The sequence below is a fragment of the Arthrobacter sp. Y3225209 genome (assembly GCF_059090685.1).
Genome location: NZ_JBNHFW010000001.1, coordinates 220,894 through 234,740, shown reverse-complemented (window position 1 = coordinate 234,740; position 13,847 = coordinate 220,894). Strand labels below are relative to the sequence as shown.

Below are 13,847 nucleotides of genomic sequence, written 5' to 3'. Positions count from 1 at the left end.
CTATTCGGCGGCGGGGCTGGACTTGGCCACTACCTCGCCGTTGCGGCGGCGCGTGCGGCTGCGGCGGGGCCGGTCCGCGGCCTTGTCGGCTGCGGGCGCTGCCGCCCGTGCCTCTGCCTGCCGCGATTCGGCGGGACGGTCGGCACTGCGGGATTCGGAGCGGGACTCGCCGCGCCGGGACTCACCGGAGCGGGACTCGCCGCGCCGGGATCCTTCGCGGGAGGAGCTGCGGGAACCTTCCCGGGAGCCGGAGCGGGCCGACCCGCTGCGCTCTGAACGGCCGCGGCCGCCGTCGCGGGTGGAGCCGCTGCGTCCGCCGGACTTGCCCGTTTCGCCCAGATCCTCGATTTTCTCGGCGTCAATACCGGCGTGCGTGCGCTTGTCACGCGGCAGCCGGCCCTTGGTGCCTTCGGGGATATCAAGGTCGGTGTACAGGTGCGGGGAGGAGGAGTAGGTTTCCACCGGCTCGGCCTGGTCCATGCCCAGGGCCTTGTTGATCAGGCCCCAGCGGGGAACATCGTCCCAGTCCACGAAGGTTACCGCGGTGCCCTTGTGCCCGGCGCGGCCGGTACGGCCCACGCGGTGCAGGTAGGTCTTTTCATCTTCGGGGCACTGGTAGTTGATCACGTGCGTGACGTCGTCGACGTCGATACCGCGGGCAGCGACGTCGGTGGCCACCAGTACGTCCACCTTCTCGTTGCGGAAGGCGCGCATAGCCTGCTCGCGGGCACCCTGGCCCAGGTCGCCGTGCATGGCGGCAACAGCGAAGCCGCGGTCCACGAGTTCCTCGGAGAGCTTCGCCGCGGTGCGCTTGGTCTTGGTGAAGATGATGGTCCGGCCGCGGCCGCGGGCCTGCAGGATGCGGGCCACCACCTCGGCCTTGTCCAGGTTGTGCGCCCGGTAGACCACCTGCCGGATGTCCTTCTTCGTCAGGCCTTCGTCATCGGGATCGGCAGCCCGGATGTGGGTGGGCTTGGTCATGTAGCGGCGTGCCATGGAGACGACGGCGCCGGGCATGGTGGCCGAGAACAGGAGGGTCTGGCGGACCGCCGGGGTGGCAGCCATCAGGGTTTCCACGTCCGGCAGGAAGCCGAGGTCCAGCATCTCGTCGGCCTCGTCGAGGACAACAATGCGTACGTTCTTCAGCGAGAGGTGCTTTTTGTTGTAGAGGTCGATCAGGCGTCCGGGGGTGCCGACAACAATTTCGACGCCGGCAGCCAGGGCCTCGATCTGCGGTTCGTAGGCACGGCCGCCGTAAATGGTGACAATGCGGGCACCGCGGCGGCGGGCCGCGGTGGTGAGGTCGCCGGCCACCTGGACAGCCAGTTCGCGGGTAGGCACCACAATCAGGGCCTGCGGGGCACCGGGGACCGCGAGGTCGGCATAGCCTTCGTCGTCGGGCGCCACCACGCGCTGCAGGGCGGGGATGCCGAAGCCGAGGGTCTTACCCGTACCGGTCTTGGCCTGGCCGATGATGTCATGCCCGCCGAGTGCAACCGGCAGGGTCATGGACTGGATCGGGAAGGGGTGGGTGATTCCGGCATCGGAAAGGGATTCCACGATGTCGGCACGAACGCCGAAATCGGCGAAGGTCAGTTCGGGGATTTCCGCAGCCTCGGCCTTGGTGGCCAGACTGTCGGCAACCGTCAGTTCTTCGTTGCTGTCATCTGCGGTGAGGTGACGATCGTCCTCAACCTGGGAAAGTTCAGTGTTCAATTAAATACCGTTCAGTTTAGGCAGCGCGGGGTGCCAGGCTCGACGAGTGGCTGAGACAGCCCATCCCGGAGCGGATGGCACGCACGCGGTGCGCGTCCAGCGGAAGCCGATCGCGGGCTAACAACTGCGGGCCGCCTGTGCTCCATTGGCCACGGCGGCGGCCGAAAATTCAAGATCGCGTAGGGTTTGCGGGTCTGGTCAAAACAATAACTTCACGTGAGCAGGTCACGTGACTATTCATACGTTACTTATACGACAGACGACCGGGCATCCAGTTACTACCTCACCAGTCTACCCGGCACCCGCTGATCGCCCTGCATCCGTGACACGTGGAGGGGCCCGGGCGCGCCGCCGCCGTGCTTCGGGGCTCCGGCGCCGGGTACGCTGGCCGTTATGACTAACGGGCATCATTCGGATCTGCCGGCCTCTTCCGCAACGGACGCACAGGACGCCTCGGAGACGTATCAGCGGTTCCTGACGGATCTGTTCGGGGCTATCGCCTACGGGGAGCTATCCGCTTTTGAACGGATGTCCTCCGACGCAAGGTTTTCCCCCACGCTGCATGACCGCGCCACGCTCGGACGGCTGGCGGTGCACGAATACGCGCACTTCGAAGTGATCTGCACGCGGCTTACCGCCATGGGCGTGGACCCGGAAGAAGCCATGCGGCCCTTCCAGGCTTCGGTGGACGCCTTCCATGACCGGACCCGGCCCGCGGACTGGTACGAGTCACTGATGAAGTTCTACGTCACGGATGCCATCTCCGATGACTTCTACCAGGCTGTCGCCTCCTGGCTGGATGCAGAGACCAACAGCCTGATCCAGGGACTAAAAGCCACGGAACAGCCCGGGGAGATCCTTCAGGGCCGGCTGAAGGTAGCCTTGGCCGACGATCCGCGGCTTGCCTCCCGGCTGGCACTGTGGGGCCGGCGCCTGGTGGGCGAGGCCCTGACCCAGGCCCAGCGCGTAGTGGTGGAACGTGCCTTCCCGGGCAGCCTGCTTGAGGGGCAGGGGCGCGAGGCCGTCGACGCCGAAATCAAGGCGCTCACCGCACAGCTGACACGTAATCATTCGAAACGTATGAGTCTTCTGGGGTTAACTGCCTGACGGCCGCTACGCTTCCCCCATAGGGAGCCAACGGCCAGGACCGGCGGCTACGGGGGAACCAACGCGGAGGAACGAATGGGGCCAGTCCTTCATGCGCGGCGGCTTGCGGGTGTTGCCGTGCTGACCTGCCTGCTCCTGTGCAGCCCGTTTCCCGGCCCCGGCGGGTCGGACCGGCCGGGATACGCCAAGCCTGCCGCAGCCGCCAAGACCCTGAATTCGGGATCGTTCAAAGCCGGCCTTGCGCCCGCAGGCGTTCCCAGGGAAGCTTGGCGGGATCTGCAGCAGGTGCTGGCGGAAACCCAGCGGAAAGCGGGGCTGTCACCGGCCGTGCAGGCAGGGAAGGTGACCTGTAATGCTGCCGGGTGCAGCCGGCAGATCGGTGCGCGCCTGGAACTGTGGAATGCCGACACCGGCGCGCATCTGGTCCGCGACGCCGTCCATCGCGTCTGGAACACCCCCGAGGGGGCATCCCTCGGGTTTCCGATACGCTCCGAGTACCCCCATGGGAACGGATTCCGCACTGACTTCCAGAACGGTTCGCTGATGTATGACCCCGTGACCGGACGGGTAATGAGCGTGGTTCCCGGCGTCGATGAGTCCGCCCTGGTGATCGGCGATTCCCAGACTTCGATAAAGACCTGGGTTGGACAGGGCCTGATCCAGGCCGGTTACCGGCCCATCCTCCGGGGTGCCAACGGCACCGGATTCGCCCACGGGAACGGAACGGTCTCCGCATACGCCCAGGCACTCGAGTCACATCAGTGGCTGCTGCCGTGGGGAGAGCCCGCGCTGATCATCCTGCAGGGCGGCGGCAACGACACCGCACATTCAGCGGCAGAGATTCAAAGCGGCGCCCGCCGGCTGATCAGCGATGTACGCCAGAGCTATCCTTCGGCACGGATCCTTATGGTCGGAGTCATCGGAGACGGCACCGGCCCGCGGAAGGACGTGGACCGGTTGCTCGCGGCTACCGCAGCAGAAGCCGGGCTGGAATTCCTCAGCCCGGGGGACTGGTGGGCCCGCTACGGCCTCAATGGGGCGATGCGGCCGGACGGGAGGCACCTGAGCCCCGAAGGCCACGCCAGGACAGCCGGGGTTTTCGCCCGCGAACTGGAACGCATCGCGCCCGTGGACAGCGGCTTTTCCTCGGGCCGGCCGGCGCGTGCCCTGCAGTAAGCGGCAGCGGGCACCCGGAAGGACGCCCGCGTCCCGGACGGGCAGCCGGTCCCCGGCCGGAACCGGAACCGGAAACAGCAAACGGGACGGCACCGAAGTGCCGTCCCGTTATTGAGCTGCGTCCTGTTGAGCTGCGTCCTATTGAGCTGTGTCTTTTGGAGCTGTGTTTTTTTGGAGGAGCACCTTATTGATTGGCGTCTCAGCCTCGCCCGGCATGATTTCCCCGAACGTGCACCGGCCGGGCCTTCTCGGCGCGGCTGGATCAGAGCCGGAGGATCCGGTCCTGCTCTGCTGCGTCGGCAGCTGCCCGTTTGCGGCCGATGGGTACGGCTGCGATGAGCGGGGCCAGGACGGCTACCGCGGCCGGCACCGCCCATCCGATCCATGCGGATTCAAAGGACGCGGCCCCGGCCATCTGGAACGCAATCCAGGCCAGGATCGCGGCACAGACGGCGATGCCCGGGAGCAGCAGCACACCGTATCTGTCCCGGTGCCGGTCCGCAGCCCAGACGGCAAGGCCGGCCGCCGCGGCGGTCAGGGTAACGAGGATCAGGCTGAGCATAATCCGGCGGCGGTGCGGCTAGAGTGCGCCGAAACCGACGCGGCGGACCTCTTCGGCGCCAATCTCCACATAGCCGATGGAAGCTCCGGGCACCACGATCAGGCGGCCCTTGACATCCTTCAGGCGCAGCAGCGCGCCGCTGGCCAGGGACTGCTCCACGGCGTCGGCAACTTCATCGGCGCTCTGGCCGGACTCGAAGACAATCTCGCGGGCTACGTTCTGAATGCCGATTTTTACTTCCACCGTGGTGCCTCCTGTAAACGATTAAGAACTTCTCGAAATCTACTCTAGATCTCCTTGGGGAACCGGCTGATTCCGCGCCAAGCTAAACGGTAGACCAGCTCGGACGCGGCATCGATGTCCAATCCGCCGTCGGTTTCCAGCCAGTAACGTGCGCTGACCTGCGCCATGCCGGCCAGCGCACGCCCAAGCAGGGTGGCTTCCAGATGGGAGAGCTTTGTGTCTTCGGCGATCACACCGGCAATACTGCTGGCGAACCGGGCATTGAATTCCTCAATGCGTGCGCTGACCTCGGCATCGGACGTCAGATCGGATTCAAAGACCATCCGGTGCCCCTGGCTGTCCTGGGCGACGAAACGGAAATAGGCCCGCATGGTTTCCCGCACGCGCAGTTTGTTATCCGTGGTGGACTTCAGCGCCGTATCCAGGAATTCGGTGAGGGTATTGAGGTGGTTATCCAGCAGCGCCATATACAGTTCCCGCTTGCCCGGGAAGTGCTGGTAGAGCACGGGCTTGCTGACATGCGCGGCCTCGGCGATCTCGTCCATTGCCGCACCGTGGAAACCGTGCGTTACGAACACCTCCTGAGCGGCGCTCAGCAGTTGCCGGCGGCGTTCCTCCCGCGGGAGTCGAACCGGTTTGCCGGCTGCCTGGTTACTCACTGATGGACCTTTCAACAGTTCCGGCGCGGTCCGCTGCACGGACAATGACCATTATTTTACCTGCGGGTGTTTGTAGCGACAGGTCCAAGAGCCATACCCGTGGCTTAGATTGGACTTCATGACCTTAGCAAGTTCACCGGTTCCTGCCACGGAACTACCCGCATTGGTGGCGCCGGGAGCGGAACTCACCCGTGAAGAAACCGAACGCTACTCCCGGCACCTGATCATCCCCGGGTTCGGGGTCCAGGCCCAGCGCAGGCTAAAGAACGCCCGGGTGCTGGTGGTCGGGGCCGGCGGATTGGGATCCCCGACGCTGCTGTACCTGGCGGCCGCGGGAGTAGGCACCCTCGGTGTTGTCGACGACGACGTGGTTGATCTTTCCAACCTGCAGCGCCAGGTGATCCACGGGGTCTCGGATGTGGGCAGTCCCAAGGTGGAATCCGCGGCCCGCAGCGTGGCCGAGCTGAATCCGCTGGTGAATCTCATCCTGCACCGGGAGCGGCTGGATAATTCAAACGTGCTCGATATCTTTTCCGGCTATGACCTGATTGTGGACGGCACGGATAACTTCGCCACCCGCTACATGGTCAATGACGCGGCGGAGATCCTGGGCAAGCCGTACGTGTGGGGTTCCATTCTCCGCTTTGACGGCCAGGTCAGCGTCTTCTGGGGCCTGCACGGGCCGACCTACCGTGACCTGTTTCCGCAGGCACCCGAACCCGGATCGGTGCCTTCCTGTGCCGAGGGCGGAGTGCTTGGTGTGCTCTGTGCACAGATCGGTTCCGTGATGGTCAACGAAGCCATCAAGCTGATTACCGGTACCGGCCGGACCCTGCTGGGGCGGGTGCTGGTCTTCAATGCAATGGAAATGAGCTGGCGCGAGGTAAGGGTCCGCCGCGACCCGGCCGCCGGACCGGTCACGGAGCTCACCGATTACCAGGCGTTCTGCGGGGTGGCGCCGGCGGCAGCACCGGCCGGCCCGGAGGTGGACGTGGCGGTCCTGCAGGAACTGCTCGCGGAACGCTCCGCCGGGCAGCGCGACTTCGAACTTCTGGACGTGCGCGAGCCGGGGGAATACGGGATTGTCAACATCGAAGGGGCGCGGCTGGTGCCGCGGGGCACGGTTTTGGCGGGCGGGTTCCGGCCCGATCCCGGCCGCCCCGTGTACGTGCACTGCAAATCCGGCGGCCGGTCTGCGGAAGTGGCTGCTTATCTGCGCGGCGAGGGCTACCCGGAGGTCTATAACGTCACCGGCGGGATTCTTGAATGGGTGCGCCGGGTGGAACCGGAGAAACCGCTGTACTGAGGAATCCGGCTACGGACGGTGGCAGGGCCAGGACTATGCGGGACCGTGCAGGAGACTACGCGGACCTGGGTTCATTCCGGCCGGCGTCCTCTGCGTCCGTTTCGGCGGCGGGGGAGGGAGCAGCCGGTGTGGCATTGCCTGCCGTGTCCGCACGGTCCACGGTGATGCCGTACAGGGCTTCGAGTCCGCGGATGTAGTCCTCCTGCTGGCCGCTGGCAGCGAGCTCGCGGGCACGGACCGTGGGCACGTGGAGCAGCTGCTTGACCATGCGGCGCATGGCAAACTCCACTTCCTCGGCCGCGCCGGAGCAACCGTGCTGGGAGCGGACCTTTTCCAGCTCGGACTCCAGGACGTTCAGGGTGTGCCGGCGCAGCGCGATGATCGCGGAATCCATTTCACGGCTGAGCTGCTGCTTGGAGAAATTCCTGGCTGCCTCGGCAACAATGCTGCTGGCCTGCTTCAGCGACTCGGCCTGCTCCGCGGGGGCTGCCAGCCGGACGGATTCCAGGGTAATGAGTTCGACGCCGTCGATCTCGCGGACGGCGGGATCAAAGTCGTGGGTGAGGGCAAGGTCAATGATGATCAGCGGCTTGCCGGCTGCCGCGCGGACGCGGCGGACATCGTCGGCACTGACCTGGCTGTCACTGCCGCTGCAGCCGATCACGACGTCGGCGTTGGTCAGCGCTTCCGGAAGGGACTTGCGCGTCAGCGGCCGGCCGCCACGGGAGGCGGCGAAGGACTCGGCCCGGTTGGAAGAGGAGTAGACACTGATGTCAGTGCAGCCGCGGTCCTTGAGCAGGGCCATGGTGGCGCCGGCATAGGCGCCGGTGCCGAAGACCACCACTGACTTCTTTGACCAGTCGGTATCTTCGGAAAGGTCGGTAGCCAGGCCGAGGGCAACGGACACAATGGAAAGCCCCCGCTTGCCGAGGGCTGTCATGGCACCAACATCCTTCGCGGTGCGGGAAGCGGTTTGGAACAATCTGCTCAACCCGCCGCTGACCGTGCCGGATTCCTGGGCTTCAATCAGCGCCCGGCGCACCTGGCCGGCGATTTCGCGTTCGCCCACCACGGCGGAGTCCAGGCCCGCGCCCACGGCAAACAGGTGCTGGGCAACGGATTCACCGGTATTGGTGGCAAAGGAACGGGACACCTGGTCCTCGCTCATGCCGGAGAGCCGGCTGATCTCTGCGACCACGGCGGAACGTGCGGCCTCGACGTCGTCGTCGGACTTCGTTTCGCAGTACACCTCCAGCCGGTTGCAGGTGGCAAGGACCACGGAGCCGGTAACGGCGGTTCCGGATTCGACCAGCGAAGACGGGACCTCGGACGCGCCGGCACTCAGGCGGGCGACAGTCTCCAGGTCTACGTCGGTGTGCGTAGCAATAAGGGAAAGTAGAACCACAGTAGGTCAATACTAGCCACCCCCGGCAGGTTCCCTTCAACCGGGCCGGCCGGAATCACGCCTGCGGGGGTGTGAGAAGGGACACCAGGCGGGCCCGGATGGCCCCGGTTATCGATTGCCGCGGATTTTGGAGAGAATCAAAGTATGACTCTTAGCGCCACTCATCCGCTGCTGGATGGCCGCACGGCCGATTCCCCCCTGATCACCGCCTACCGGGGCGGCACGCCGACGCGCCGCCCGGTGTGGTTTATGCGCCAGGCAGGCCGTTCCCTGCCCGAGTACCTGAAGGCGCGCGAGGGAATCGGGATGCTCGACTCCTGCCTGCGGCCGGAACTCGCCGCGGAGATCACCCTCCAGCCGGTGCGCCGCCACGATGTTGATGCGGGCATCTTCTTCTCCGACATTGTCATCCCGCTGAAACTCGCCGGGGTGGACGTGGACATTGTTCCCGGCGTCGGTCCCGTGCTTGGTTCCCCGGTGCGCACCGCAGCGGACGTTGCCGCCCTGCCGCGGCTGACCGAAGAAGCCCTGGAGCCGATCCGTGAGGCAGTCCGGCTGACCGTTGCCGAACTCGGGTCCAAGCCGCTGATCGGTTTTGCCGGCGCCCCGTTCACGCTTGCGGCGTACATGGTGGAGGGCAAGCCTTCCCGCGACCACCTCGGCCCGCGCACCATGATGCACGCGGACCCGGATGCCTGGCAGGCGCTGACCGCCTGGGCAGCCGACGCCTCCGGCATGTTCCTGCGCGCCCAGCTTGAAGCCGGTGCCAGTGCCGGACAGCTGTTCGATTCGTGGGCCGGTTCCCTGGGCCTGGCGGACTACGTCCGGCACGTTGCCCCGGCCTCCGCCCGCGCCCTGGACCACGTCCGCGGCCTGGGGGCCCCGCTGGTGCACTTCGGCACCGGCACTTCCGAACTCCTGGTGGCCATGCGCGACGTCGGCGTGGACGTAGTGGGCGTTGACTACCGGCTTCCGCTGGACGAAGCCAACCGCCGGCTCGGCGGCCGGACCCCGCTGCAGGGAAATATCGACCCCGCTCTGCTCAGCGCCCCGTGGCCCATCCTGGAAGCCCACGTCCGTGAGGTTCTCGCCGCCGGCGCATCGGCTCCCGGCCACGTAGTCAACCTTGGCCACGGTGTTCCCCCGGAAACCGACGCCACAGTGCTGACCCGGGTGGTTGAACTGATTCATTCGGTGGAGCCGTAACCATGCCGCACCGTTTTGCCGCCAAAACCGGACGGGCAGCCCGGCCCGGCAGAAGCACTGAGTCCGGCGCCGTCCCGCCTGAAAACACCCCTTCCGCCGTTGTTGTGGGCGGGGGCATCTCCGGCCTGATCGCCGCGCGTGACCTCGCCCGGGCCGGCATCCGCGTCACCGTCCTGGAGGCTTCCGGCTCCTTCGGCGGATGTGTGGGACGGCATGAGGTGGCTGGTATCCGGTTGGACAGCGGAGCTGAATCCTTCGCCACCAAATCCACTGCCGTGCCCGAACTGATCAGCGAGCTGGGCCTGTCCGGCGCCGTCGTACAGCCGAACCCTGCCGGTTCCTGGCTGCAGCTGGCCGCCGCTGACCTGCCCGCCGGCGCACAGCGGATGCCTGCCAGCGGGATCCTGGGCATCCCGGCGGATCCGCGCGATCCGGACATAGTCCGTGCCCTGGGCCGGGTGGGGGCTGCCCGTGCAGCCCTGGACAAGGTTCTTCCGGTGGGTGCCCTGCAGCGCCGGGAATCCGTCAGTCTGGGGGAGGTGGTCCGCAGCCGGATGGGTGAAGCGGTGCTTCGCCGGCTGGTCACCCCGGTGGTTGGCGGCGTCTATTCAGCGGACCCGAATGTACTGGATGTGGATTCCGTTGCCCCCGGGCTCCGTGCGGCCATTGCCAAACACGGCTCGCTGGCTGCTGCGGTGGGGGCCATCCGCGCCGCCGCCCCGGCCGGTTCGGCAGTGGCCGGACTGGAGGGCGGCATGGGCCGCCTGGCCGAGGCGCTGACAGCCGATCTTGAAGCCTCGGGCGCGCTGCTGCTCGCCGGAACGCGGGCCGAAAAACTGAGCCGGCATAACGACGGCTGGCAGATCCGCCTCGCTGACGGCGACGGCGACACCCGGGAACTCAGCGCCGATGCCGTGGTGGTAGCCACGGACGGCCCGGCAGCCGTGGACCTGATGTCCGGGGCCCTGCCCGAGCTCTCCGCGTACAAGCCCTCGCCGGGACCCGGCGTCGCACTGGTCACCCTGGTAGTGGACCGGCCGGAACTGGATGCCATGCCGCGCGGCACCGGCGTCCTGGTTGACCGGGAGGTGGAAGGCGTGGATGCCAAGGCACTGACCCATGCCACCGCCAAGTGGCAGTGGCTCGCGGATTCCACCGGACCCGGCACGCATGTGCTGCGCCTTTCCTACGGGCGGGCACTTTCACCTGATGACGCGGCCAGCGAACCCGCCCACGCCGAACGCGCTGACGAGGACCTCCTCCGGCAGGCCGTGGCGGATGCCTCCGCACTGCTGCAGGTTTCCCTCAGTGCCGAGGATGTGGTGGGCGCCGACGTGGTGCGCTGGGTCGGTGCACTGCCGTCCGCAGCAGTGGGCCACAGTGACCGGGTGGCGGCGGTCCGGGCAGCCGTGGCAGAAGTATCCGGGCTGGAAGCGGTCGGCGCCTGGCTGGCCGGTACCGGGCTGGCCGCGGTAACCGCGGATACCCGGACCCGGACGGCGGCTCTGGCGCGGGCGCTGCAGCAGGTGTGACATTAACCACTTTCTACAAGTTGTAGAAGTTCTGTGTTTCGATTTACCCACAAGCAAGGGGCAGACTGTTAATCATGACTGAGACGATGGATCAGAGCGCCTCCGGGGCGGCTGAAAACGAAGAGCAGTTCTTTACCCTCTGGACCGTATTCAAGCGGTCCGGGGCGCCCGCGACACCGGTCTCCGACGGTGCAGTGGAGGCCTTTGAAACCCTCGCGAAGGACCTCGGCGCCGACAACGTGACACTGCGCGGCCTGTACGACGTGTCCGCCATGCGCGTTGACGCGGACGTGATGGTCTGGCTGCACGGCAGCAAGGCCGAAGCGCTGCAGGCAGCCCTGCGCCGGATCCGGCGCACGGAACTGTTTGCGAACACCGAAATTGCCTGGTCCGCCATGGGCGTGCACCGCGATGCGGAGTTCTCGAAGAACCACTGGCCTTCCTTTGCCCGCGGTATCGAGCCCGAGGCCTGGATCTGCGTCTATCCCTTTGTCCGCTCCTACGAGTGGTACCTGCTGCCCGCCGAGGAACGCGGCAAGATGCTGCGTGACCACGGTATGCTGGGCCGCGAATTCCCCCAGGTCCTCGCGAATACCGTAGCTTCCTTCGCCCTGGGCGACTGGGAGTGGATCCTTGGCCTGGAGGCCCCCAATCTGGTTGATCTGGTCGACATGATGCGCCACCTGCGCTCCACTGAAGCCCGCAACCATGTCCGCGAGGAAGTTCCGTTCTATACCGGCCGGCGTATCCCGGCCGCCGAAGTTGCCGAGGTACTTAAATGACATCCGACGTTTCCCACGAGCCCGCTGCGTTCAACCCGCTGGAAGGGGTTGACGAAAACGGGCGCATGGAGCCGAAGCATTACGACGCCATCCTGCTGGCATCCTTCGGCGGCCCGGAAGGCCAGGAAGACGTAATTCCCTTCCTGCGCAACGTCACCGCCGGCCGCGGTATCCCCGATGAGCGGCTGGAGGAAGTCGCCACGCACTACCGGGCCAACGGCGGCATCAGCCCCATCAACGCCCAGAACCGTGCGCTGAAGGCTGCACTCGAGGCTGAGCTGGAACGCCGCGGCGTGGAGCTGCCCGTACTGTGGGGCAACCGCAACTGGGCGCCCTACATCAAGGATGTCCTGCAGGACGCCTATGACACCGGGTACCGCCGGATCCTGATGGTCACCACCAGTGTTTACTCCTCCTACTCCAGCTGCCGCCAGTACCGCGAGGACCTGGGCATGAACCTGCTCAAGACCGGCCTGGACAAGAAGCTGCAGGTGGACAAGGTACGTCAGTACTTCGACCACCCGGGGTTTGTGGAGCCGTTCGTCGAAGGCGTGCGCGAGTCGGTCGCCAAGGTCCGCGAACAGCTGGAGGCCCGGGGCATCACGGACGGGAAGATTGAAATCCTCTTCTCCACTCACTCCATTCCCACTGCCGACGCCGAGGCCTCCGGCCCCCGCGACCGGGAGTTCGAAGAAGGCAGCGCCTACGTTGCCCAGCACCTGGCCAACGCCCGCGCCATCATGGACCGGATCCCCGAAGCGGCAGGCCTGGACTGGCAGCTGGTCTACCAGTCCCGCTCCGGCGCCCCGCACATTCCCTGGCTGGAACCGGACATCAACGATGCCATTGCCGAACTGCCGGCCAAGGGCGTCAACGGCGTGGTGATTGTCCCGCTCGGCTTTGTCAGCGACCACATGGAAGTCCTCTGGGACCTGGACACCGAAGCCATGGATACCTGCAAGGAACTTGGCCTCGCTGCAGACCGCACTCCGACACCGGGCATCCACGACACCTTTGTCTCCGGCCTGGTGGACCTGGTCCAGGAGCGCACGGTGGAGAACAACATTGCCGACCGTCCCGCGCTGACCGCACTCGGTCCGTGGTACGACGTCTGCCGTCCCGGCTGCTGCGCGAACCTGCGCGGCGAAAAGCCGACCATCGCCGGCGCTGATTCCACTGTGGGTGTCGAATAGTGGCCCACTCGCCCGTCCTGATCGGGACCCGCGGCAGTGCCCTCGCCGTTACGCAGACCACCACGGTGTCCGAAGCGCTTTCGGCCCTGGGCGGGTTCGACGTCGAACTGGTGCGCGTGCGTACCGAGGGGGACATCAACCGTGCCGCGTTGTCCCAAATCGGCGGAACCGGGGTTTTTGTCGCTGCACTGCGCGAATCGCTGCTCCGGGGGGACTGCGATGTCGCCGTGCATTCGCTCAAGGACCTTCCGACGGCTGCGGCCCCGGGCCTGGCGCTAGGCGCCATTCCCGAACGCGTGGACGTACGCGACGTGCTCTGCGCCCGTGACGGCCTGACCCTGGCGGAGCTTCCGGCCGGAGCCAAAATCGGCACCGGCTCGCCGCGCCGTGCCGCACAGCTGCGGGCCGCCCGCCCGGACCTGGAGATCGTGGACATCCGCGGCAACGTGGATACCCGGCTGGGACGCGTGGCAGGACTCGTGGCAGGCGCGCCGGGAGACCTCGACGCCGTGGTGCTCGCCGCGGCCGGACTGGCCCGGCTGGGCCGTCTGGGTGTGGTCACCGAGTTCATTGATCCCGCCGTGATGCTGCCTGCCCCGGGCCAGGGCGCCCTGGCCGTGGAGTGCCGTACCGCCGATGCCGAAGACGGTGCGCTGGCGAAGGCACTGCAGGCATATGACCACCGGGACAGCAGGCTCACCGTGGCCGCTGAACGCGCCATGCTGGGCAGGCTTGAAGCCGGATGCACCGCCCCCGTAGGCGCACTGGCGCATGTGGAGGAAGGCACCATCAGCCTCGAAGCAGTGGTCTGCAGCGATGATGGAACCCGCCTGCTGCGGCGCAGCGCCGCCGTCGCGGACCTCAGCGAAGACGCAGCCCGCGCCCTCGGCGTGCAGGTTGCCGAGGAACTGCTGGCAGCCGGCGCCGGGCAGCTCACAGATCTGCCCGCCAGCTGATGCT

General features: G+C 66.6%; 13 protein-coding genes. 8 read left to right on the top strand and 5 right to left on the bottom strand.

Annotation, left to right across the window (positions count from 1 at the left end; genetic code table 11):
* The gene (locus AC5RVB_RS01035; RefSeq protein ID WP_227903986.1) at positions 1 to 1,650 is read right to left on the bottom strand and encodes a DEAD/DEAH box helicase; all 1,650 of its coding nucleotides are present in this window, start codon (positions 1,648 to 1,650) and stop codon (positions 1 to 3) included.
* 459 nt (positions 1,651 to 2,109) lie between these two features.
* On the opposite strand from AC5RVB_RS01035, the gene AC5RVB_RS01030 reads away from it, so the two are divergent.
* Positions 2,110 to 2,823: a ferritin-like fold-containing protein gene (locus AC5RVB_RS01030; RefSeq protein WP_227903623.1), complete on the top strand. Its 714-nt coding sequence runs from the start codon at positions 2,110 to 2,112 to the stop codon at positions 2,821 to 2,823.
* Between the two features lie 75 nt (positions 2,824 to 2,898).
* A complete protein-coding gene (locus tag AC5RVB_RS01025) occupies positions 2,899 to 3,999 on the top strand; it encodes an SGNH/GDSL hydrolase family protein (RefSeq protein ID WP_494141749.1) in 1,101 nt (366 codons plus the stop codon).
* Between the two features lie 262 nt (positions 4,000 to 4,261).
* Here AC5RVB_RS01025 and AC5RVB_RS01020 read toward each other — a convergent pair whose 3' ends face one another.
* From AC5RVB_RS01020 to AC5RVB_RS01010, 3 genes are read right to left on the bottom strand one after another with little or no spacing between them, the layout of a single operon-like run.
* Positions 4,262 to 4,561 carry a hypothetical protein gene (locus tag AC5RVB_RS01020; protein WP_494141748.1) on the bottom strand — a complete coding sequence of 100 codons (300 nt, stop codon included), beginning with the start codon at positions 4,559 to 4,561 and terminating at the stop codon, positions 4,262 to 4,264.
* Positions 4,562 to 4,579: 18 nt separating this feature from the next.
* Positions 4,580 to 4,804 (bottom strand): DUF3107 domain-containing protein, encoded by a 225-nt coding sequence (locus AC5RVB_RS01015; protein WP_227903616.1) that lies wholly within the window; start codon positions 4,802 to 4,804, stop codon positions 4,580 to 4,582.
* 44 nt (positions 4,805 to 4,848) lie between these two features.
* A complete protein-coding gene (locus tag AC5RVB_RS01010) occupies positions 4,849 to 5,463 on the bottom strand; it encodes a TetR/AcrR family transcriptional regulator (RefSeq protein WP_227903614.1) in 615 nt (204 codons plus the stop codon).
* Positions 5,464 to 5,581: 118 nt separating this feature from the next.
* On the opposite strand from AC5RVB_RS01010, the gene moeB reads away from it, so the two are divergent.
* A complete protein-coding gene (moeB, locus tag AC5RVB_RS01005; protein WP_494141747.1) occupies positions 5,582 to 6,769 on the top strand; it encodes a molybdopterin-synthase adenylyltransferase MoeB in 1,188 nt (395 codons plus the stop codon).
* A gap of 55 nt (positions 6,770 to 6,824) precedes the next feature.
* Here moeB and AC5RVB_RS01000 read toward each other — a convergent pair whose 3' ends face one another.
* A complete protein-coding gene (locus AC5RVB_RS01000; RefSeq protein ID WP_356881299.1) occupies positions 6,825 to 8,174 on the bottom strand; it encodes a glutamyl-tRNA reductase in 1,350 nt (449 codons plus the stop codon).
* A gap of 144 nt (positions 8,175 to 8,318) precedes the next feature.
* Between AC5RVB_RS01000 and hemE the strand changes: the two genes are divergently transcribed.
* The 5 genes from hemE (at position 8,319) to hemC (ending at position 13,843) form a co-directional block, all read left to right on the top strand.
* Positions 8,319 to 9,380 (top strand): uroporphyrinogen decarboxylase, encoded by a 1,062-nt coding sequence (gene hemE / locus AC5RVB_RS00995; protein ID WP_227903608.1) that lies wholly within the window; start codon positions 8,319 to 8,321, stop codon positions 9,378 to 9,380.
* Positions 9,381 to 9,382: 2 nt separating this feature from the next.
* Positions 9,383 to 10,912: a protoporphyrinogen oxidase gene (hemG, locus tag AC5RVB_RS00990; protein WP_494141746.1), complete on the top strand. Its 1,530-nt coding sequence runs from the start codon at positions 9,383 to 9,385 to the stop codon at positions 10,910 to 10,912.
* 74 nt (positions 10,913 to 10,986) lie between these two features.
* Entirely contained in the window at positions 10,987 to 11,694 is a 708-nt protein-coding gene (gene hemQ / locus AC5RVB_RS00985; RefSeq protein WP_227903603.1) for a hydrogen peroxide-dependent heme synthase, read from the top strand.
* Entirely contained in the window at positions 11,691 to 12,887 is a 1,197-nt protein-coding gene (locus AC5RVB_RS00980) for a ferrochelatase (protein ID WP_494141745.1), read from the top strand. The genes hemQ and AC5RVB_RS00980 overlap by 4 nt, the downstream gene beginning before the upstream one ends.
* On the top strand, positions 12,887 to 13,843 hold the full coding sequence (gene hemC / locus AC5RVB_RS00975; protein WP_227903601.1) for a hydroxymethylbilane synthase: 957 nt from the start codon (positions 12,887 to 12,889) through the stop codon (positions 13,841 to 13,843). Before AC5RVB_RS00980 ends, hemC begins: the two co-directional genes overlap by 1 nt.
* The last annotated feature ends 4 nt before the right edge of the window (positions 13,844 to 13,847 follow it).